General features: G+C 41.1%; 18 protein-coding genes. 9 read left to right on the top strand and 9 right to left on the bottom strand.

The annotated features are described in order from the left end of the window. Nucleotides 1–39 precede the first annotated feature (39 nt). Both M3O96_RS13790 and M3O96_RS13795 read left to right on the top strand, forming a co-directional pair. Nucleotides 40–1,239 carry an exo-beta-N-acetylmuramidase NamZ family protein gene (locus M3O96_RS13790; protein ID WP_249721346.1) on the top strand — a complete coding sequence of 400 codons (1,200 nt, stop codon included), beginning with the start codon at nucleotides 40–42 and terminating at the stop codon, nucleotides 1,237–1,239. A 95-nt stretch (nucleotides 1,240–1,334) separates the two neighbouring features. Further along, entirely contained in the window at nucleotides 1,335–1,862 is a 528-nt protein-coding gene (locus M3O96_RS13795) for a lipocalin family protein (RefSeq protein WP_249721348.1), read from the top strand. A 69-nt stretch (nucleotides 1,863–1,931) separates the two neighbouring features. Here the strand turns inward: M3O96_RS13795 and M3O96_RS13800 are convergent, their stop codons facing one another. Genes M3O96_RS13800 through M3O96_RS13810 form a run of 3 tightly spaced genes read right to left on the bottom strand, consistent with a single transcriptional unit; the run spans nucleotide 1,932 to nucleotide 6,535 of the window. After that, nucleotides 1,932–2,225, bottom strand: a complete 294-nt coding sequence (locus tag M3O96_RS13800; RefSeq protein WP_249721350.1) for a Dabb family protein — start codon at nucleotides 2,223–2,225, stop codon at nucleotides 1,932–1,934. 45 nt (nucleotides 2,226–2,270) lie between these two features. Beyond that, entirely contained in the window at nucleotides 2,271–3,107 is an 837-nt protein-coding gene (locus tag M3O96_RS13805) for a PIG-L deacetylase family protein (RefSeq protein ID WP_249721352.1), read from the bottom strand. Between the two features lie 8 nt (nucleotides 3,108–3,115). Continuing rightward, the gene (locus M3O96_RS13810) at nucleotides 3,116–6,535 is read right to left on the bottom strand and encodes a HEAT repeat domain-containing protein (protein ID WP_249721354.1); all 3,420 of its coding nucleotides are present in this window, start codon (nucleotides 6,533–6,535) and stop codon (nucleotides 3,116–3,118) included. 154 nt (nucleotides 6,536–6,689) lie between these two features. On the opposite strand from M3O96_RS13810, the gene M3O96_RS13815 reads away from it, so the two are divergent. Then, complete coding sequence (locus M3O96_RS13815) at nucleotides 6,690–7,787, top strand: alanine racemase (protein ID WP_249721357.1); 1,098 nt, start codon at nucleotides 6,690–6,692, stop codon at nucleotides 7,785–7,787. 132 nt (nucleotides 7,788–7,919) lie between these two features. Here the strand turns inward: M3O96_RS13815 and M3O96_RS13820 are convergent, their stop codons facing one another. From M3O96_RS13820 to M3O96_RS13835, 4 genes are all read right to left on the bottom strand, one after another. Next, nucleotides 7,920–9,314 (bottom strand): arginine decarboxylase, encoded by a 1,395-nt coding sequence (locus M3O96_RS13820; protein ID WP_249721361.1) that lies wholly within the window; start codon nucleotides 9,312–9,314, stop codon nucleotides 7,920–7,922. A 129-nt stretch (nucleotides 9,315–9,443) separates the two neighbouring features. Beyond that, nucleotides 9,444–9,929, bottom strand: a complete 486-nt coding sequence (locus M3O96_RS13825) for a hypothetical protein (protein WP_249721364.1) — start codon at nucleotides 9,927–9,929, stop codon at nucleotides 9,444–9,446. A 170-nt stretch (nucleotides 9,930–10,099) separates the two neighbouring features. After that, nucleotides 10,100–10,510 carry an RrF2 family transcriptional regulator gene (locus M3O96_RS13830; protein ID WP_249721367.1) on the bottom strand — a complete coding sequence of 137 codons (411 nt, stop codon included), beginning with the start codon at nucleotides 10,508–10,510 and terminating at the stop codon, nucleotides 10,100–10,102. A 72-nt stretch (nucleotides 10,511–10,582) separates the two neighbouring features. Further along, nucleotides 10,583–11,455: a sulfite exporter TauE/SafE family protein gene (locus M3O96_RS13835; RefSeq protein WP_249721370.1), complete on the bottom strand. Its 873-nt coding sequence runs from the start codon at nucleotides 11,453–11,455 to the stop codon at nucleotides 10,583–10,585. Nucleotides 11,456–12,126: 671 nt separating this feature from the next. On the opposite strand from M3O96_RS13835, the gene glgX reads away from it, so the two are divergent. Continuing rightward, entirely contained in the window at nucleotides 12,127–14,214 is a 2,088-nt protein-coding gene (gene glgX / locus M3O96_RS13840; RefSeq protein WP_249721373.1) for a glycogen debranching protein GlgX, read from the top strand. 63 nt (nucleotides 14,215–14,277) lie between these two features. Here glgX and M3O96_RS13845 read toward each other — a convergent pair whose 3' ends face one another. Further along, nucleotides 14,278–15,423, bottom strand: a complete 1,146-nt coding sequence (locus tag M3O96_RS13845; RefSeq protein WP_249721378.1) for a methionine aminotransferase — start codon at nucleotides 15,421–15,423, stop codon at nucleotides 14,278–14,280. A gap of 265 nt (nucleotides 15,424–15,688) precedes the next feature. Beyond that, nucleotides 15,689–16,966, bottom strand: coding sequence for an APC family permease (locus tag M3O96_RS13850; RefSeq protein WP_249721382.1), 1,278 nt, complete (start codon nucleotides 16,964–16,966; stop codon nucleotides 15,689–15,691). A 232-nt stretch (nucleotides 16,967–17,198) separates the two neighbouring features. Here M3O96_RS13850 and rocF point away from each other — a divergent pair, with 232 nt between their 5' ends. The 5 genes from rocF to M3O96_RS13875 all read left to right on the top strand — a co-directional run bounded on the left by rocF (nucleotide 17,199) and on the right by M3O96_RS13875 (nucleotide 22,614). Then, complete coding sequence (rocF, locus tag M3O96_RS13855) at nucleotides 17,199–18,149, top strand: arginase (protein ID WP_249721385.1); 951 nt, start codon at nucleotides 17,199–17,201, stop codon at nucleotides 18,147–18,149. Between the two features lie 176 nt (nucleotides 18,150–18,325). After that, nucleotides 18,326–20,116 carry an arginine--tRNA ligase gene (gene argS / locus M3O96_RS13860; RefSeq protein WP_249721386.1) on the top strand — a complete coding sequence of 597 codons (1,791 nt, stop codon included), beginning with the start codon at nucleotides 18,326–18,328 and terminating at the stop codon, nucleotides 20,114–20,116. 1 nt (nucleotide 20,117) lies between these two features. Further along, nucleotides 20,118–20,699, top strand: a complete 582-nt coding sequence (locus M3O96_RS13865) for a glutathione peroxidase (RefSeq protein WP_249721389.1) — start codon at nucleotides 20,118–20,120, stop codon at nucleotides 20,697–20,699. Between the two features lie 78 nt (nucleotides 20,700–20,777). After that, nucleotides 20,778–21,689 carry a 1,4-dihydroxy-2-naphthoate polyprenyltransferase gene (locus M3O96_RS13870; RefSeq protein ID WP_249721390.1) on the top strand — a complete coding sequence of 304 codons (912 nt, stop codon included), beginning with the start codon at nucleotides 20,778–20,780 and terminating at the stop codon, nucleotides 21,687–21,689. A 73-nt stretch (nucleotides 21,690–21,762) separates the two neighbouring features. Then, the gene (locus M3O96_RS13875; protein WP_249721391.1) at nucleotides 21,763–22,614 is read left to right on the top strand and encodes a universal stress protein; all 852 of its coding nucleotides are present in this window, start codon (nucleotides 21,763–21,765) and stop codon (nucleotides 22,612–22,614) included.

Here is a 22,614-nt window from a genome sequence, read left to right on the forward strand (position 1 = left end):
ATTTTGTTTATTTGGTTGAAATTCTAGCGCAAAGTAACCATGAAGCCATTCAAAATAATCATACTTGCCACATTTTTCCTTCAGAGCTTGGCATTTTGCAAAACAAAAGCCCAGCCTGACCCAATCATAGAGATCTTCTCCCAAAATCCAATCTTGCCCGCAGCAGATCAGCCGGAGGTTTACCTTCCTCTTTTGAAAGGAAAAAAAGTTGGCTTGGTAGTCAATCAGACTTCGATTTTGACCTCCAAAAACAACATCCACCTTGTTGATTTTCTGATGGCTGAGGGGATTACTGTTGTTAAGGTTTTTGTGCCGGAGCACGGATTTCGGGGAGATGCGGATGCAGGCGAAGTGGTCAATTCTGAGGTTGACAAGCGCACGGGATTACCGATTGTGTCTCTTTATGGAAACAATAAAAAACCTACTGCCGAAACCCTGAAGGATATTGATGTCATTGTCTATGACTTGCAAGATGTCGGCATCAGGTTTTATACCTTCATCAGCACCATGCATTATGTGATGGAAAGTTGTGCTGAAAACAAAAAGCCCCTATTGATTTTTGACCGGCCCAATCCAAATGGAAACTATATCGATGGTCCTGTTCTCAAAAAAGGGTATGAAAGTTTTGTAGGCATGCATCCCATACCTGTAGTCCATGGACTTACTGTAGGAGAATTGGCTCAAATGATCAACGGCGAAGGTTGGCTCAAAGGAGCTGCAAAATGCGATATCCAAGTCCTTCCGGTCAAAAACTGGAACCACAACATGGCTTACGGCCTGCCTGTCAAACCATCCCCCAATCTTCCAAATGATACTGCCATCCGACTTTATCCTACGCTTTGTTATTTTGAAGGTACAGATGTGTCTTTGGGAAGGGGCACCTATTTCCCATTTCAGGTTTATGGCTATCCCGATCCCAAGTACGGGGACTTTACCTTCACTCCGGTAAGTATCGATGGCATGTCCAAAACTCCTCCACAGCAAGATAAAAAATGCTATGGGCGGGATCTGAGAAATGAACCCTTGACCCACCAGTTTACTTTGAAATACCTGTTGGAGGCTTATGAAATTTCAGGAAAGAAGGAAAAGTTTTTCAATAACTTTTTTGACAAATTAGCCGGAAGTGATCAACTGCGAAAAGATATTTTGGCGGGAAAAAGCGAGGCTGAAATCAAAGCATCTTGGCAAGAAGACCTAGAGGCTTTCAAAAGTTCACGTAAAAAATACCTGATTTACTGAAATCAAAATTGGATTTAAATTATTGAAATTTTAAAATTTCCGGTTTATTCTTTAAATTTATGAGATTTATTTAGAATCTATAAACCTGTTTGGCTATGATTAAGAACTTTAAATTCGCCTTTTTTGTGGTAATTATTGCCGCATTTTCATTTTTGGGATCATGTATGAGCGAGGAAAAATCCCCTACATCTAACATCGTCGGAACATGGAGTTTTGACTCCTATTCTCTCCTAGAAGCCAGTATCAACGGTCAGCCGGCACTTACCTACTTGTCTTCAGTAATGGGCCTTTCACCACAAGTTGCACAAACTGTGCAGGCACTTTTCCTTTCAGGGATTATTGAGGAGGCCGAATTGGAAACCACCACATTTACGTTTAATGCCGATGGAACTTACGTGGTCCGAATAGATGGGGTGGAAGAGGATTCTGGCACCTATAGTCTTCAAAATAACAATACTAAGTTAGCGTTGACTTCGGTCAATGGTAACCAAGATTATGATGTTACTAGCTTGACCAACAACAGACTTGTTCTTGTTTTGGATGAGTCTGAGTCTTATGATGTCAACACAGATGGAAAGAATGAGGAAGTCGAATTTGCCATACAAGTTACTCTTGTCAAATAAATTGCCTTAAAAACAAACAAGGCATGAATTCTATTCGTGCCTTTATTTTGGGTTTTTAGAATTGAGTTCCTATTTGGTCAACTCATAATCAATCTCTAAAAATTTTTCTACACATCTTACCCAATATTCCTCAACAAACTTTGCGTGGTCGGCGTGATTGTTATAGAATTTATATTCTGCCTCCGAATCAAACTCCATGGAAAGCCCGTAATCAAAATCATTTTTCTTGCTGATTTGTCTGAGGGATTCAAAATTTTGAACCCCGGGAATCAATGCCAAAGCAGCAGCGGCCCAAAGAAACTCCTTTTCTTCGGATGAACTTTTTGGAAATTTGAGTTTGAAAACAACCGTATGTCTTATCATAAGCGAAATTATTATATCATTTTTCTAACTCCTGCATCTCGGAATCTACCTCACCTCCCAAAAATACTCCCTGTCAAAAATCCTAGAATAAATAAACTCCGGCACCTGTTCCCGGTAAGGTAACAAGTCCCGAAAAACCTCCTGTTGGGTGGCATGCGCTTCCATCATGCTCACCAATGTGGAGAAATGGGCTGTGGTCCCAACCGAAAAATCGGGAACCGGCAATCCTTCCCCAGTCCTGGGATAATTCCTCTGGAAACCAGGCGCGATTTTCAGGGCTATTTCGATCTGTTTGGGCGATAAAGTGACTTGATATAGCTTTTTAACTGGAAATCCCAGAGTATTTTTATCCTCAAGGAAAACTTCTTCCATCGCTTTGGAAACCATCCTATGGTCAGGATGTCCGTAAAGCCCGACTTTGCTGTCATAACTGATCACAATATCAGGTTGGTGTTTTCGGATCATTTCTCTGGCTACTATTTTGAAAGTATCCAAAGGCAAGTCCTTCAGGCCGCTGTCAGGATAATCAAACATTTCTAATTCACTAGCTCCAAGAATACCCGCTACTTTTTCCATTTCAAGAGCCCTGGCCGCACCAAGTTCCTCCTGCTTCACCAATCCACCCGTTGGCCCTGCCTCCCCTTTGGTCAAATAAACCATGACCAAGCTGTGGTTTTGTTCTCTCAGGTCAAGCAAGGTTCCGCCAACTGCGATTTCATCATCGGGATGAGCAAAAAAGACCATCACTTTTTGGGACTCACTCTCCTCCAAAAGATGTTTCCTTTGGGGAATATCCGCATTGTGAAGCATGGTTTTCCCCCACCAAATCAATCCTGCACCCATTCCGACGAAGACAAGGACTGAAATCAGAAATATAAGCACTATCCTTTTCAAAAATCTTCCTTCAAGGTGACGAGGTAACTCACCAAATCCCTGATTTCCCTTCGACTCAGGATTGCTTTCATATCAGGCATGCTGGAGGCTGCCATCTTTTGGGTTTTGATATCTTTTTTCTGGATCAATGTATCAGGATTGTTTCCCATTTTGATCAATACTGAAGAATTGGTTTCTTTTTCCAAAACCCCATTGATGGCCCTGCCATTATTCAATTCCAACATCGCTATACCATATCCCGGAGCTATCCGCTTACTTGGATCAATGAGGGATTCCAGAATTTCCTGTCTGCTCAATTTTCTACCGATTCCATTGATGCTTGGACCAACATTTCCTCCCATATCGTCATAAGCATGGCAACGCATACACTGCCCTGTCTGGGATTGGAAAAATATACCCCGCCCTTTCACGACATCGCCACCGTTGAGGCTGCTTTGATAGGATGCCAACTCGTCTCCTTTCCATAGCTGTTCAGCGGCTTTTTGATATCCTTGAGCTAAGGATTGGTCTTTGGATAATTCCACAGATTCTGATAGCTCAAGCAAAATATCTGTGGGTAGTTTGCCTGCTGACATTTTAACAAATAAGCCTTCGAAAATTGGCTTGGTGTTTTCTGCGGGCAATTTCCCCAAAGCCACCAATGCGGCCTGTTTTTCTTCAGTAGTTCTTTTTTCTATGATTTCATTCAAAAGTTTTACTTTCAATTCTTTGTCTAAATCCAGCTGTTCCAAAAGACTCAGACCTGCCACCCTCACTGATTTGTCCGAATCAGCAATGGCTTTTTCGATACCTGTAGCAGTATTGGCTGCATTCATTTTGGCAAGTGCTTGAATGGAAGCTACACGTACTTCAGGGGATTTGTCAGACTGTATCAAAGCCAAAAGTTCATCGGATCCATCTGCAATCCCGAGTCTTCCGATGGCATTTACGGCTGCGATTTTCAAAGAGATTTCTTTTTCATTCAACAACTTAATCAAAGGCTCCGTGGCTGCAGTCCTTACCAAAGCACCATCTCTAGTGACTTCTCCTCTATACCTCCCATCTACCCGATCCAAAACTGACGGCTTGGTCCAAGTACCAAGTGCCTCTGTTGCTTCCTGTCTTAGGGCCAATGGAGCCGAAGGATTGGAAATGTAGGTGATGAGGTTTTGCATGGACTTTTCAGTTCCCACACGCAGGTTGGCACTGATGGATCTTCGGATCAAAGGCTCATTGGTAAATTTGGTGGTCACCAATAAGTCCCCCAAAGCCGGAAGGGCACCTTCGATGGAAAAGTCATCATTGATTGCTCGGGCAGCTTCTGTTACAATGTATTCATTTGGATCTTTTAGAAACTGTTGTATTCCCGGGTGACTTAACCTTCTCAAAGCCAAAACCGCACCCAATCGGATGGCGTTACTTGGTTCACCGGCAAGGGCAACCAACTGATCAGGCTGGTTTAACCTGGCCAATGCCAAGGAAGCAGCATGTCGGATGTAGGCATCTTCGTCATTGTTGTTGTCTAACAATCCGATCAAGGAAGTTGACGCAGGCGCATATTCAATTCTACCGATTGCTTCAGCTCCGAAAAATCTTGCTCGGGGATATTCGTCCACCAATAGCGCCAACAAGAACTCTCCCGCTTCTTTGTATTTGATATCGCCAATCCACTTGGCAGCCTGAGCACGGATCTCAGGGTCGCTATCTTTCAAGAATGGGATAAGGACTTTCGCATATTTTCTATCCTCCATCCTGGCTATTTGACTTGTACCTACGATGGCATGTATTCTTGCAATCTGATTTGCCTTTTGGTTCATCACCTTTTCAAAAACCTTTGCCCCTTTTTCCCCTCTTTTTGCGAGTTCAAATTGGGCTTTTCTTCGGATTCTGTCATCTTCATAAAACAGATGACCTTCCAATTCAGCATCTGACATGCCAGAATAATCCAAGGTAATCAGCCCTTGGGTTTCCTTTCTTGCTGCCCAATTTTGGCCTTCATTGTCATCAAGCTTCCAGATTCTTCCATAATTTTTATTGCCCCAGCCATTGATCCAATCTGCCACATACAATGACCCATCAGGTCCAAAATCAATTCCTGAAGGCAACATTCCTGTCTGTACCAACTCTGTTTTGGCCAGCTCAAACGTTGCTCCCTTAGGCTTTAGCTGAAATGCATGGATTCCTGAACGTGCAGGATTACCAACAAATTCAACAACAAAAAAATGCTTCTTCCACCTTTCGGCTAAGGCAGTTCCCGGATTATAAATCATCCCAGTAGGACCATTGACATAATTGATGATGCATGGCGTGATGTATGCTGCCTGACCTTCATGCCTAGGCTTATACATATTTTCATCCATCCATACTTTGTAAGTATTGTTGTCAGGATCCCGGTATTTTCCAAACTGCCAGTTGATTCTCCATCCTGTATCTGAGCCATTGACCAAATAAACCAAACGCTCACTTTCCCCTCTGTGGTCTCCGTCATTGTCTACGGAAATCAGGTTATTGTATTCATCCCAAGTAAACTCATGGGTATTTCTCAGGCCCATGGCAAAAACTTCAAAATCACTTCCGTCAGGATTTGATCTGACGACAACACCTCTATTAGGATAATTCCACTTGACTCCGTCTTGGTCAGTTCCGTTAAATCCTATATCGCCAATAGCCCAATATATCCTGCCGTCAGGTCCTACTTTGGCTCCTGACATGCCATGCGAACCAAATCCCACATGGACACCATAGCCATGGGAAATGGAGGTCTTCTTATCCATCAAGCCATCTCCATTGGTATCCTGCAACCTCCAAAAATCAGGTGCTACACCCAAAAAAACATCATTTTCATGGACCGTTACTGCCAATGCCAAATCTGTTTCTTCCTCATGGAAATCATAGACAATCCGCTGTGACCAATCGGCCAATCCATCTCCATTGGTGTCTTTTATCTTATACACACTTTCCTTTTCCACAGTAAGATCTTTCCAATCAAAAAATCCATCACCGTTCAAATCCTTCAGCCACTTGTTTTCCTCACTCCTTTCAGTAGCAAATTCCTTTCGCAAAAACGCTTTTCTATCGGCTACACTTTGCCAGCTCATGGATTGTATTTCCCAATTTTGATGTCCACGGATATCAAATTCTGACTGTCCCAAGCGCTCAGAACTTACATAATATAGAGTCCCATCATCTGTCACCTTTATGGAAATAGGATCGATAATCATGGAATCCACCGCCCAAAGCTTCAAGGATAGCCCTTCAGATAAGGTAGGTGTCACTGTCGCTTCAATTTCGGCAGCTTGTTTTTTGACCACTTCATGGTCATATTGGGTGATCTGAAGATCAACAGGGGTTGTTTCTTTTTCTTTGCAGGAAATCAGGAGGGTTGAAATCAGCAGACTTTGGAAGAATAAGCCTGTAAAAAGAGGTTGAAGTTTCATAGGTTCAAATTGGGGATTACGGTTTTTAAAACTGGGCTTAATTTACCAAAATAGACCTCTCATTTCCTAAATTTTTGATAATCGGCATTCCAATAAATTTTTTGATTGCCCCATTTTCCCTACTTTCAAATTTCAAATACTAATATCCTTTCCCATGTCTGTAATCTCTGAAATTACCTCTCCTATTCTTTTGCTTGATGAAAAAATCTGCCACCACAATCTTCAAGTAATGGCTGATAAAGCTAAAAGGCATGGAAAGAAGCTCGTTCCCCACTTCAAAACTCCACAATCCCATCTTGTGGGAAAATGGGCAATGGAATATGGTATCAGAGAAATCACCGTTTCTTCCATCAAGATGGCAGCTTACTTTTGCAGACAGGGATGGGATAATATCCATATCGCATTTCCTTTTAATCCCCTTGAAACCAAAAACCTGAGTGAGCTCGCAAAAACTCAGTCTTTGTCTGTTCAGCTTATCAATGAAGCTGTGACAGAAAAACTCGCGAAAGAGCTTGAAAACCCGGTTGGCTTTTTTATCGAAATCGATGCTGGCTATGGACGGACAGGTGTGGAAGTTTCAGACTTTGGACTGATGGAAGCTATCATGAGGATTGCCAAAAGTACAGACAAACTCAAATTTAAGGGGTTTTACCTGCATGCCGGGCACTCTTATTATGAAAAAGACATTCCCAAAATCTATGAGCAAACCAGGGCTGCCCTAAGCATGCTGAAAAGTAAATACCGGTCCGAATACCCCGGACTTGTGACCCGCACCGGAGATACTCCGGGCTGTTCTGTGATCGAGGATTTTGGGGATATTGACGAGCTTGGACCCGGCAATTTTGTATTTTATGATATGATGCAGGTCGCATTGGGAAGCTGCAAAAGGGAAGATGTGGCAGTAGCACTTGTCGTTCCGGTGGTGGATATCAAAAAAGAAAGAAAAGAAATCCTTATTCACGGCGGCGGTGTCCATCTTGCAAAGGATGTCCTTGCTGAACCTGATGGGGGAAAGAATTTTGGCGAGGTAGTCTACCTGACCGAAAATGGCTGGACAATTCCTTCACAGCGCTCATTTTTGAAAAGCATTTCGCAAGAGCACGGCATCATCAAGGCTTCGGATGAACTATTATACCGGGTAAAAGTGGGAGACCTTCTTGGAATTTTACCTATCCACAGCTGCATGACGGCAGATTGTATGGGAAGTTACATGACCATCAATGGCGAAAAAGTCGATCACGCAGAGGGTTGAAAACTAAAGGGATATACGATTTTTTGCCAATCCCCCAATATTCTTCTTCAGTCGGGACGCCTGTCAGTAGGCAGGGAATACCGAAGTACATTTAAAAAAAAGGAATGGTCTTCTGTAAACCACCCCTTTTTTTTATTGTTTATACCCAAGTATCTTCATCATACTATCACTCGTCTGTTCTGGTGAAAAAAGCCAATGATTGATACTACCATTAGTCTCTCTGTCGATAATCACATGTTTCGGAGCCGGGATTAGACAATGCTGGATCCCGCCATAACCACCGAGAGATTCTTGGTAAGCCCCGGTATGGAAGAACCCGATATATTGCTTTTTACCTTCCTCGATTTTGGGCAGGTAAATATTGTACTGATGCGCCTCAGAGTTATAGTAATCCATGCTGTCGCAAGTCAACCCGCCAAGGGAAATGTTGTGGTATTCCTCATCCCAATTATTGACTGCGAGCATGATGTACTTTTGATTCAATCCCCAACTGTCAGGCAGCTGCGTGATAAAGCTCCCATCGATCATATACCAAAGTTCTTTGTCATTTTGGAGTTTTTCATCCAAGATCGAATAGAGCACAGCACCGCTTTCACCGACAGTATAGCTTCCGAATTCGGTAAAAATATGTGGTTCGTCCGTATGGTTTTTGTCACACATCCATTTGATGTTTTTGACAATCTGCTCAGCCATGTATTGGTAGTCATAGTCAAAAAAGACATTGGTCTTAATCGGCCAACCTCCACCGATATCCATGGTGTCAAGGGAAGGAGCCACTTTTTTCAAATCCACATATTTTTGGATAAAGCGGGTCAGTTCAGACCAATAGTAAGCCGTGTCTTTAATTCCTGAGTTGAGGAAAAAGTGGAGCATCTTCAAGCTTACATTTGGATTATCCTTGATTTTCTCTTCGTATAGTTTAATGATGTCATTGTATCTCACACCTAACCGTGAGGTATAAAATCCAAACTTCGGTTCCTCATCTGCTGCGATCCTGATCCCTACTTGAAAAGGAACTTTGACATGCTCAAGGTAATAATCGATCTCACCAAGATTGTCCAAAATAGGAATACAATTGACAAAACCGTCATTGAGCAATTCGGTGATGTATTGTTTGTAGAGTTGTCTTTTAAATCCATTGCAAACGATAAAAGTCTGCTTGGTAATCAATCCCTGCGCATACAGATTCCTGACTAATGGAATGTCAAAGGTGGAAGAAGTCTCAATATGGATGTCGTTTTTCAAAGCCTCATTCAACACAAAGCTGAAATGCGAAGATTTGGTACAATAGCAATAAGTGTACTTCCCTTTGTAATCATGCTTTTCGATGGCATTTCCAAAATAGGTTTTTGCATTTTGGATATTCTCAGAGATTTTGGGAAGATAAGTAAGCTTTAAAGGCGTACCGTAGGTTTTTATGATCTCCATGAGGTTGACACCATTGAAGTGCAACTCATTGTTCTCTACTTTAAATTCCTTGGTAGGAAAGTCAAAAGTCTGCTGGATCAGATCGTTGTATTTATTCATTTCAAATGGGAAAGTTAAAGTTGAAAACGCGCTGCAAAATTTGCTTTTAATATTGGCATATCAAATGAAAAAAGGGGAAAATCCAGTTGGATTTTCCCCTTAACAATAAATTTAATATAGAGATAACTGTTATGCGAATATCTCGTTTCGAAGCAATTGGCCTTCTGCTTCAAATGCTTTTTGGTTTTCGATTATTTTTTTGAGGATCTTTTTAAATCTGATTTCTTCAGAAATAACCTTGGTAATTTTAGAAAAATATCCTGCTGCAGCGATTTCATTAGAAGAATAAAATTTCAAGGTGTAGGTATTCAATTCTTTTTGGAATTCAAGGATCACACCCTGGGGCTGCCCGATGCTGATCAGACCGTTGAATAAACCTTTGAGGTTTTCGAAATCAGAAGTCAATTTAAAATATAGCACTTGAAAATTTTTGTTTGCTTCCGGATAATTTGGGAAATTAAAGGAACCCTGTCCTGTCAACTCAACCATTTCGCAAGCCATAATCATGTCAACAACATTTACCGGATTGGAAAGTATTTCGGATCTTTTGGAAACAGTTTGGAAAGAGAATGATTCCTGAACTGGAGCTTGTTGAGAAGTGATTTGAGAAGCCATAGAATAAAGAATTTTTTGTTTGACAAGGTTTTTTCAAAAACCATGCTTCAAATATAAAAGGCTGATTTTAATTATCCTAATTACCCTATCATTTTTATAGGGTAATTATCAAAAAAATTTCTCTTCTATTTATTCTCATTTGAGTATTAAAAGGAACCTAGGTTTATCTGCTATAATCCGGCTAAATGGATGATGGATTTTTCGAGCACGGGTAGCATTTCGGTTCGGAGTTCAGCAAAAAGTTTACGGATGCGGCAGGTTTCTTCATTTTCACATTCTCCGCAGGATTCATAATACCGCTCAGATACACAGGGAATCAAGGCGATCGGTCCGTCAATAATCCGCATCAGGTGCGCAACCGTAATATCATTGGGATCTTTTGCCAAAGTATATCCACCTTCCGCTCCACGCACGCTTCTGACCACTTGATGGGTCTTGAGTTCACGAAGGATGTTCTCTAAAAATTTATAGGGAATCCTTTCTTTTTCAGAAATAGTTTTGGCGGATATGGGAGTGGGGCTTTGGTGTTCATAAAGGTACAAAATGGTCTTTATGGCATATTTGGCTCTTTTTGATAGCATTCCTTTGATTTTTACTTCCAAATTACAAAAAAACCATAGTTTTCACTAAATCAAAAAATCAGACCTAATAATCTAAGACAATGACAAATAAAAGGTCCTGATGCTGAGGCCGATTATCAATAAACCAACCATAAACAGTAATATCTTAGGATTTAGTTTTTTACAAATGATGGCTGCAAATGGTGCAGCAATCACTCCTCCCAAAATCAATCCTAAAACCGGCGCGAGACTCAACTCTTTGACAAAAAGTAAAAATGTGCTTGCACTTGCCAAGGAAACAAAAATCTCCACAAAGTTACCGGTTCCAATGGCAAATCTTGGTACCTGTCCTTTCCCCAACAAAGTTGAATTGACAATAGGCCCCCATCCCCCACCACCGATTGCATCAGCAAAACCACCCACACCCGCCAGGTAAGGAAGACTTTTTCCATTAGCGTCAAATTCTTTTTTCTTTTTCTTGAAGACTTTCGACATGATGATAAATCCCATCACCAGAAGGTATAATGCAATAAATGGCTTGATGGTATTTCCATCAATATTGGATAAAAAATAAGCACCGGCTATCGCACCTAAAACGCCGGGAATCATCAGCCTTTTTGCAAGATCCCATTTGACATTACCCAATTTCCAATGTGATACCCCCGAAGCCAAACTCGTGAAGACCTGTGCAAAATGTACCCAAGCACTTGCCATAGCAGGAGGAATTCCTATACCAAGAAGGATAGAATTTGAACTTACACCATATGCCATTCCCAAGGCACCGTCTATGGACTGGGCCACAAAACCCACCAACAAAAACCAACCAAACATCTCTAGGTCAAGATCCGCACCTGTCACGATGCCTGAAAATGCCCGGAAAGCAATCAATACCACTAACACAAGACTCAAAGCAAAAAAGCCTAACCAAAAAGGTTCTTCTCTAAGTCTCAACATTACTTTTTCCATGTTTGGGTTGTTTTATTTGGTTGGCAAGGGTCAAAAATAGGGTCAAAATATTTACAATCCAATTAATCCTATATATTTTGTAGGGTATATAGAGATTAAATAAAAATTAGATAGATGCCTCAAAAGTAATTCCTTGGGGGCAGCTATAATTCATCAATTTGCAAGGTTGTATCTCAGAGTAAAACCGAATGTTCTTGGATCACCAAGTACAGCGGCATAGTGTCCGGCATTACCCTCACCCGGCAGGCATCGCTCGTAATATTGGGTATCAGTGAGGTATCTAGACTATAATAAAAATGACAGACCATCATCAACCCTGAACCCTACCTTGTCATTGACCAAGCCATAGCAATCGATATTCAGGAAGGCTGAAGGGGAAGGAAAAACTTTGATGTTTCCAATGAATAATAAATGTTTTGATTATTATATATGTCCTATACGTTTGATATGGTATTAAAATAACTGCTTAGGTTCTCAATTTTTTTATTGAAGGTTTTCTGAATTTAAGAATACCAAATTTTCATTTCACCTCGAAAAAAGAGTGATTTTAAGTTGGGTTTGAAAATTTGAAGATTTGAATAAATTAAACAGCCGTGTCCGAATATTTGTTTTCCTAAAAAAACCTTGCGTAATTTCAATGCTAGTTCCCCAAACTTCATCATATTACCTCTATGTTTACGATCAAGGATCGCTATGAAACAGCCGTAGGCCACAGTTTTCCTGTTGGGCCGAACTTTTCTTCGCAAGGTGTCAATTTTTGTATTTTTTCAAAGAATGCCATTTGGGTTGAACTGCTTTTTTTTGAAAATGCAGATGATGTCGAGCCAAGCCACACTTTTCGATTAGAACCTTCTATCAATAAGACTTATTATTATTGGCACATTTTCATATATAAAGTAAAACTTGGACAATTGTATGGGTATAGAATTCACGGCAATTTTGCGCCGGAAAATGGTCACCGTTTTGATTCTTCCAAAATTTTACTTGACCCCTATTCCAAAGCTGTTTCAATACCAAACAAATATCATCGAAGAGCGCTAAGCAAATTTGGGATAGCAGATGGAAATAGTCCAAAAAGTGTGATAGTTGACCTTAGTTTGTATGATTGGGAAGGTGATTTCCATCCCAGAATCCCATTTTCAAGAACTGTTATTTACGAATTGCATGTGGGGGGATTTACAAAAAATCCAAATTCCGGAGTCGAGGAAAGCAAAAGGGGAACATTTGCAGGTTTGATAGAAAAAATCCCCTACCTCGTAGAGCTTGGAATAACGGCAGTTGAGTTGCTACCGGTTTTCCAATTCGATGTGCAGGATGCTCCTGATGGAAAAATCAACTATTGGGGTTACAGTCCCATTTCATTTTTTGCACCACATCAGGGATATAGTACCGACAGAGATAATCCCCTGAAAGTATTGGATGAATTCAGAGACATGGTCAAAGCCTTGCACAAAGCCGGATTGGAGGTCATTATGGATGTGGTTTTCAACCATACTTCCGAAAATCACGAAGATGGGCCGACTTATACCTTCAGGGGAATCGACAACAGTATCTATTACATCCTGGATCAAGATAAGGCCAAATACAAGAATTTTTCAGGCACCGGTAATACCCTCAATGCCAATCAGGCCATTGTCCGCAAGATGATTATTTCAAGTCTCCACTTTTGGGTAAGGGACATGCATGTAGATGGTTTCAGATTTGACTTGGCTTCTATCCTTTCAAGGGATGAAAAAGGAAATCCCATCGAAAATGCACCAATACTTTGGGATATCGAATCAGATCCGATTCTTGCAGGGAGCAAATTGATCGCTGAAGCGTGGGATGCGAGTGGCCTTTATCAGGTGGGCAATTTTACGGGTGACAGTTGGAAAGAATGGAATGGCCGTTTCAGAGATGATACCCGTAGCTTTTTGAGGGGAGATAAAGGCAAAGTAGGTGCTTTTGTAACCCGCCTTATCGGCAGCCCTGACATCTATGAGTCCAAGGATAGAGAATCTGAGCAAAGTATCAATTTTGTCACCTGCCATGACGGATTCACCCTATACGACCTTGTTTCTTACAACATTAAGCACAACATGGCCAATGGAGAAAATAACCGAGATGGCCACAATGATAACCTGAGCTGGAACTGTGGAGTGGAGGGACCTACGGAGGATCCTGAAGTATTGTCCATTCGCAAACGGCAGGTCAAAAATTTCTTTACCGTTACCCTTCTCTCTTTGGGCGCTCCAATGATTTTGATGGGTGATGAAGTTCTCCATACCCAAAAAGGCAATAACAACGCCTATTGTCAGGACAACGAACTCACTTGGTTTGATTGGGACTTGGTCGAAAAAAATGCTGAAATATTCAGGTTTGTCAAAATCCTGATCAAGAAGAGGTTGAAAAGAGAAACTGCACAGGCCACCTTCAACTTGTCGCTCAAGGAATTATTGGCACAATCTAAAATATATTGGCATGGTGTCAAACTCAACCAACCTGACTGGTCCCCATCTTCACTTAGTATCGCCATGACCATTTTGTCTCTAAATAAAAAAATGGCCATGCATTTTTTGATCAATGCCTATCACCAGAACTTGAAATTTGAAATACCCAAATCACTTGATGAAAGGAAAATAACATGGAAAATATGGCTAGACACAAGTCTGGATGAACCATGTGATATTTGCCTATGGTCTGAAGCCGGTAATTATCCCCATCAAACGTATGATGTCAAGTCACACAGCATTGTGATTCTTTTTACCAAACTTGAATAGGGATAAAAGACAAATTATCTTTTTTTACATGTCAAATTCAGAGAGCTCCGATCACTAGGTATTTTAAAGGAAAGGCTGCTGCAGTAATTTTAAAGCTTTTTCTAGGATATCATCGTCTTTGGCAAAACAGAACCGAAGTAATTTGTGGTCTGTTTTGTCATGGTAAAAAACTGACACTGGAATACACGCCACCCCGATTTCTTTGGTCATCCTGATGGCTAGGTCGTAATCGGATTCCTTTGATAAGTGTCCATAAGATACCAATTGGAAGAAACTTCCCTGCGCAGGGGTAAATTCAAAAGGAGTATCTTTTAATCCATTGCAAAACAAGTCTCTTTTATGTTGGTAAAAGTCATTGAGGTGAAGATACCTCGATGACTCTACCATAAAGTCTGCCAATGCATATTGCAGTGGAGTAGCCGTGCTAAAAGTCAGGAATTGATGGATTTTCCGGAATTCGGCACTGAGTTTTTCGGGTGCGAGGCAATAACCAATCTTCCAACCTGTGATATGGAAAGTCTTTCCAAAAGAACCACAGACAAATGTCCTTTCCTTTAGCACTGGATGGCTAAACATGGGTAGGTGCTTCCTCCCATCAAAAGTAATGTGCTCGTACACTTCGTCACTGACGATATAGATCTCCCTGTCCTGAATCAATTCCGCCAATGTATCCAAATCCTCTTGTGTCCAGACATAGCCGCAGGGATTATGGGGCGTATTGACCATGATCAGACGGGTCTTGTCTGTGATGGCGGATTTCACTTTGTCCCAATCCACCGAAAAATCCTGCAGTTTGAGGGAAACGTAGACAGGAACCCCTCCATTCAAAATCACTGCCGGTTCATAGCTGTCATAATTTGGCTCGAGCAAAATCACCTCATCCCCAGGTCTTACCACGGCGGTCACCGCTGCAAAAATTGCTTCAGTCGCTCCGGACACAACCGTAACTTCAGATTCTGCATTGAAATCCACTCCGTAGACGAGTTTGGTTTTTTCGGCTATCCTTTGTTTGAAGATCGGCACACCGCTCATTGGCGCATATTGGTTATAGCCCTCGCTCACATACTTGGTCACCAGGTCATGGAGGTAAGGAAAGCAATCAAACCCAGGAAAACCTTGGGCCAAGTTGATGGCATTGCAATCAGTTGCCAGTTTGGACATCACTGTAAAGATGGTCGTCCCTACATCTGGTAGTTTGGAAGAAATCATGCTGTTTTGGCCGGTTTTCGAATTAAAAAGAAAGAATCCAAAAACTATAAAAAATATCCCCAATACCAAAAGCCTTTCTTTTGGATGGTATTCCTAGTATATGGTTATCCGCTACTTTGCCGGTAACCCAATAATTATCTACCTGCAAGAAGGAAGTCGGAACACCTCCGCCTCTCGGAGGGAAGGGATGTGCCGGACATTTCAGCCTCTGACAAAAATTATATTGAAGAGTATTTTTACAGGCAACCAATATTCTGTTTCCTGCTTAATTGATTTTTTTATCAAAAAAATAAAGAACCAAACCCAAGCCGATAATGGACATTCCTGCAAGACTTTCGATTGGCTTGTCATACAGGATATATAACAACACAAGTGTACTGAACAAAAGATAAATCACCTGAAGGTATGGTTTGAATGGGGTTTTAAATCCTGTTTGATTTTTGAGAAGGAGTGATGAAAAAATAGTAATGGTTCCCATCAGCTGTAAGACAAATCCGGCATAGATCAACACTTTTTCAAAAGATCCGGTCAGCATCAGAAGCAGGGCTATGGCAGAATTGAGCCAAATGGCCCTGACAGGGATCCCATGTGCGTTTTCTTTGGAGAGGGGAAACCATAATTTAAAATCTTTTGCCATAGAATGGGTCACCCTTGGACCAACCCAGGTATATCCACTAATAGTGGCTATCAATTGGATGGCTATGAAAAAACTGACCCAATAGACGCCGGTTTGTCCAAAGAGATTTTGCGCAACTATCGTAGCAATTTCGACTTTTCCGGCCAATTGTTCTACGGAGGCATGTTTGATAAATACAAGCTGCAATAAAATGTAGCAAGCCATCACGAGCAATGTAGCTAAGATCAATGCTTTTGGTAGATTTTTGCGTGGTTGATCAATCTCTTCTACAATATAGGCTGCAGAATTCCACCCTGTATAGGCGTAAAATACAAACACCAATGAAACTGAAAATCCGGGAATCAAAATTTCATTTTTCCATCCATCTGAAAAGTCGAAACTTTGAAAATCGGCGGCAGGCATAAAAGATAAACCTATCCCAATAAATCCAAAAACAAATAACAACTTGATGATAGTCAACAGGTTTTGGACATAGGCACTCTGCTTCACCGTCAAGGAATGGGCAATTGTCACCAGCAAAATCAGGATTGCACCAACATTCGGTTCGAATCCGCCAAGAACAGGTTTTAGATAGTGGTTGACAGCCATGGCTGCAATGGCAATCGGTGCAGAAAATCCAACTGCCAAAGAAACCCAAGCATACAGATACCCCACAGATGGATGGATATTTTCTGAAAGGAAAATGTAATCCCCTCCGGATCTTTTGAAGTGAGTCCCAAGTTCGGCAAAAACCAAAGCTCCGATCAAAGCCATGATTCCACCAATAGTCCAGAGGAAAATAATGGACCAGGTATTTTGCACTTCTAAAAGCTGAAACCCCAGACTTGTAAAAACCCCGGTGCCGATCATATTGGCGATGACCAAGGCAGCGGCTGTCTTCCACCCGATTTTATTTTTGATCTTCATTAACAAACCTTGATGTTTCAATCTTTAAAATCATTTTTCCGAAATAAAGCAGAAATTTTGAATTAACATCAAATCCCTTTGATCCAAAAATTTTTCTTTCAAGAAGACCAAATTCAGGGGGCATTAGACTTTCTCAAAGGAATCCTTGCCAATGGTTTTTCAGCCTTTTTTTGACTACTTTTGAGGCACTTCGATTGAAGGATAATTTGAATGAAGCCCAGATAACCCATTTATGAGAGATATAAAATTGGTAGAGGTTCGATCAGAAATTGCTGCCGGAACGAGAGGTGCGAGTTTGGGCATCGATGCACTCAAAATCGCAAGCTTGGACAAAACTTCGGATTTCTTTACCAGATTTGACCCGATCAATGTCCCGGATGCCAACAATTTTCTTTGGAAAGGAAACAAGCATCCACATGCCAAATACATAGATGGTGTCTACCAGGTTTTGAAAAATGTATACAGCACCGTTGAATCCCTAAGGTTAGAGAAATTATTCCCCATCGTTCTTGCAGGTGACCATTCTACCGCAGCGGGGACTATCATGGGAATCAAAGCAGCACATCCCGATAAAAGACTTGGTGTGATCTGGATAGATGCACATGCAGACCTCCACACACCGTATACCACGCCTTCTGGAAACATGCACGGAATGCCTTTGGCAATGTGCATTCAAACCGACAACAGAGACTGCGAAGTCAACCAACCTGCTGAAGAAACGGTTCAGTATTGGGAGAAAATAAAAAAAATAGGTGGTGATGCACCAAAAATCAAAGCAGAAGACATCGTATTTATTTCCGTAAGAGATACTGAAGCACCTGAAGATTTTCTAATCAAAAAATTGGGTATCAAGAATTTTACAACAGAAGACGTCCGCGCACTTGGCATCAGCAAAGTAGCAGCAGAAGCATTAAGCATCCTTGCAGATTGTGATCAGATTTACATTTCCTTTGATGTGGACAGCTTGGATTCTTCGATCTCAATGGGAACCGGAACGCCCGTTGCAAACGGATTAACCGTTAAAGAGGCCCTAGAACTCAACGCTGAATTGATCAAAGACAAGCGGGTTTGCTGTTGGGAAATCGTCGAAGTTAACCCTACCCTTGATTCCGAAAACCTGATGGCAGAAAATGCCTTTGACATCCTTGAAGCGACTACCAAGTCATTGGTGGATAACTTTTAGGATTAATGGTTATTTGGTTAATGGTTATTTGGTTAATGGTTATTTGGTTAATGGTTATTTGGTTAATGGTTATTTGGTTAATGAAAGTATAAAAATTTAAAAACTGAGAAAAGAGATAAAAATCCCTGTCTTGGGCCAAGTCTCATGTCTTAAGTCTCACGTCTCATGTCTATTTCATGAATTTAGAACAGAAAATATCCGCCAGCATCCAAGAAGCCTTTTTAGAGCTTTTTGGACATCAGGCTACTATAGAAGAACTTGCCCTACAACCTACCCGAAAGGAATTTGAAGGGACTTTTACCTTTGTGGTTTTTCCTTTTTTGAAAATCACCAAACTCAATCCTGAGGCTTCCGGAACCAAAATCGGGGAATATCTCGTAGCAAACTGCAGCGTGGTCTCCAATTTCAATATTGTAAAAGGATTCCTGAATATCTCCGTGAAGGAAACATCTTGGTTAGATATTTTTTCAAAAATATATACCAACCCTGTTTTGGGCCAACTTCCCGCAAACGGCAAAAAGGTTATGGTCGAGTACAGCAGCCCCAATACCAACAAACCGCTACATCTTGGCCATTTGAGAAATAATTTCCTTGGGTATGCAGTTGCAGAAATCCTCAAGGCAAACGGCTATGAAGTAGTCAAAGCCAATTTGGTCAATGACCGAGGTATCCATATCTGCAAATCGATGGTGGCTTACAAACACCATGGTAATGGAGAAACCCCAACATCAAGTGGATTAAAGGGAGATCATTTGGCAGGAAAATACTACGTGATTTTTGACAAGGATTACAAAAAAGAAATCCAGCAGCTCCTATCAGATGGTCAAACCGAAGAGCAGGCAAAGAAAAACGCTCCTCTCATGCATGAAGCGCAGGAAATGCTAAGACTTTGGGAGGCCGGAGACAAAGAGGTTGTCGATCTTTGGAAAACCATGAACGGATGGGTATATGAGGGATTTGATGGGACTTACAAAAAGATGGGAGTCGATTTCGATAAGTTTTACTACGAATCAGACACTTACCTTTTAGGAAAAAATATTGTAGATGAGGGTCTGGAGAAGGGCGTTTTCTTCAAAAAGGAAAATGGCTCAGTTTGGGTGGATTTGTCGGCAGAAGGTTTGGACGAGAAACTTGTTTTAAGATCTGATGGCACTTCGGTCTACATCACGCAAGATATGGGAACCTGCGAGTTGAAATACCAGGATTTCCACTTTGACAAATCCGTCTATGTCGTCGGCAATGAGCAGGATTATCATTTTGATGTGTTGTTCAAGATCATGCGTAAATTGGGTCGTCCCTATGGAGATGGATTGTATCATTTGTCTTACGGGATGGTGGATTTGCCTACCGGAAAGATGAAATCCCGTGAAGGAACCGTCGTCGATGCAGATGACCTCATGCAGGAAATGATCGAAACTGCCGAAAGCCATACTAAAGAATTGGGCAAAATAGATGGCTTCAGCACAGAAAAAGCTGCAGAACTTTATGAAATATTGGGAATGGGCGCTTTGAAGTATTTCTTACTCAAAGTCGATCCCAAGAAAAGAATGCTTTTCAATCCCCAAGAATCAATCGAATTCCAAGGAAATACAGGCCCTTTTATCCAATATTCTCACGCCCGGATTGCTTCCATTCTTCGAAAAGCAGATCAGATCGGAGTAGATTACAGCAGTGCGGGATTTGAAGGATTGGACAAACTTGAGCCTGCGGAAAGAGACTTGATCGTGGTTTTGAATGAGTATGAGAAAAAAATCATAGCTGCAGGTGAAGAATATTCTCCTTCCGTATTAGCCCAGTATCTTTTTGACTTAGCTAAGGAATACAATAGATTTTACGCAGAATTGTCGATCTTCCATGAAAATGATCTCAAGGTTCAATCTTTCAGAATCGCAATATCAGCCATCACCGCCAAAACAATCCGCAAGGGCATGCAGTTATTAGGAATCAAAGTCCCAGACAGAATGTAATATGAAAAAAATCTTTATCGCCTTCGCTATTATCGCTTTTGCCTGTACATCCAGTGTCCAAAAGAAAGACCCTTCCACCATTGTATCCTTAGACCAAATGATTATGGAAAAATCCATTTACGATTTTAAAATGAAAGACATCAATGGTGAGGAAGTCGATTTCTCTCAGTTCAAAGGAAAAAAACTTCTGATAGTCAACGTCGCTTCCAAATGTGGCTATACACCACAATATGAAGATTTACAAAAACTCCATGAAAAGCATGGAGATGAGGTCACCATTATTGGGTTTCCAGCCAATAACTTTGGCGGTCAAGAACCCGGAACAAATGAGGAAATCAAAGAATTCTGCTCTTCCAAGTTTGGAGTCACTTTCCGGATGATGGACAAAGTATCCGTCAAAGGTGCGGACAAAGATCCACTCTACAGATGGCTTTCGGACAAAGACATGAACGGATGGAATGAAAAAGAACCAACTTGGAATTTCTGCAAATACTTCATCAATGAAAAAGGAGAATTGGTGAAATTTTTCCCTTCTTCTGTGAAACCTATGGATGAAGAAATCCTAAAGCTCATTGCAGCATAAAATAAATATTTGTTACAAAAAGACCTGTTTTCATTCCGAGAACAGGTCTTTTTGTTAGTTTTGATCCAAAATATAAAAGTGGAAGTCACCTTATCCAGTAAAAAGCAAGCTTGGATGCATGCCATCCGATTGAGGACTTTACCCTTGGCTTTGTCGAGTATTTTAATGGGTTCATTTTTGGCAGCCTACAAAGAGGAATTTCGTCTTTGGGTATTTTTGATGGCTGCATTGACCACAGTATTTCTCCAGATCCTTTCAAACCTTGCCAACGATTATGGAGACAGCATCCACGGCGCAGACTCCTTAGACCGGGAAGGTCCAATCAGGGCAGTTCAGTCCGGTATCGTCAGTTTGGAAGAAATGAAAAAAGCAATGATTTTTTTGGGAGCTTTATCACTTATCTCGGGGTTGGTTCTCCTATATATTGCCCTTCAGGATTGGAAAATATTTTTGTTGTTTTTGGGTTTGGGTATTGCGGCAATCATCGCAGCCGTAACTTATACTTCAGGTAGTAAACCATATGGTTATGCCGGATTGGGGGATATTTCTGTTTTCCTGTTTTTTGGATTGCTAGGTGTGATAGGCACCTTTTTTCTCCATTCCCTTTACTTTGACTGGAGTATCTTGTTGCCTGCAGTTTCCCTTGGATTCTTCAGTTCTGCGGTATTAAATATCAATAATATACGCGACATCAAGGCAGATAGGATCGCCGGCAAAAAGTCCATTCCTGTCCGGATTGGAAGAAATAAAGCAGTGATTTACAATTGGCTTTTGATTTTTGGAGGAAATTTCTCTTTAATCTTGTTTGCAATTCTCAACCAATCATATGGTTGCTTGACAGCCTTACTTGTATTTCCAATAATGGCCAAGGTAGGCAAGTCTGTGGCTACCAAAACCGAAGCGAAAGAACTTGATCCTTATCTGAAAAAAATGGCAATATCAACTTTGCTTTGGGTACTTGCATTTGGGGTTGGAATATTATTTTTTTAGATAAAATAGTTAGTTTTCTGAATGGATTAAGGTAATTTTTGTATTTTCCAGCATCAAATAAACACCCTATACCATGAAAACAATTCTCGTTCCCTATGATTTTTCCAAAGAAGCTAATTATGCTTTTGAATTTGCCATAGAATTGGCAAGAAAGACAAAAAACAAATTAGGACTCTTGCATGTCATTGAACTTCCATCGCCTCAAAGTTTCTCCACCATCGGGGAAGTAGGTGCGTTTAGCGGGGAGTCAAACCAGATTTTCATGATCGAATTGATCGAAAAGAGAAAAAAGCAATTGGCTGCACTAGAAGATGAATTCAAGGATGGAGAATTTAAATTTGAGACCAAAATGGTTTTTGGAAATCCTTATGCCGGCATTTCCAAGGAGATATTAGAAACCAAAGCAGACATAGTAATCATGGGAAGCAAAGGTTCATCAGGAATAGAGGAGGTACTCATCGGAAGCAATACTGAAAAAGTAGTGCGACATTCCATCTGTCCTGTAATTACGATCAAAGGCCCAGTCACTATCGACAGTATCAATAAAGTGATATTTGCAAGTGATTTCAATGAGGTGCCGGGTGAGGTAATTGACAGACTCAAGACCGCGGTATCTACCATTGATGCTGAGCTTCATTTGGTCAAAATCAATACACCGTCAATGTTTGAAAGTACGAGGACTTCAATGGAAAAAATGAAATCCTTTGTAGAAGATTTTGAAATCATAGCCACTTCCATGCAGGTATACAATAGCACCTCTGAGGAGGAAGGGATTTTGGAATTTGCAGACGATGTTAATGCTGATATGATCGCAATGGCTACCCATGGAAGGACAGGATTCCTTCACCTGTTGAGCGGCAGTATTGCGGAAGATGTGGTCAATGCCGCCCAAAGGCCGGTATGGACCATGAAATCGAAAAAATAG

Source organism: Aquiflexum sp. TKW24L (assembly GCF_023502205.1).
GTDB lineage: Bacteria > Bacteroidota > Bacteroidia > Cytophagales > Cyclobacteriaceae > Cognataquiflexum.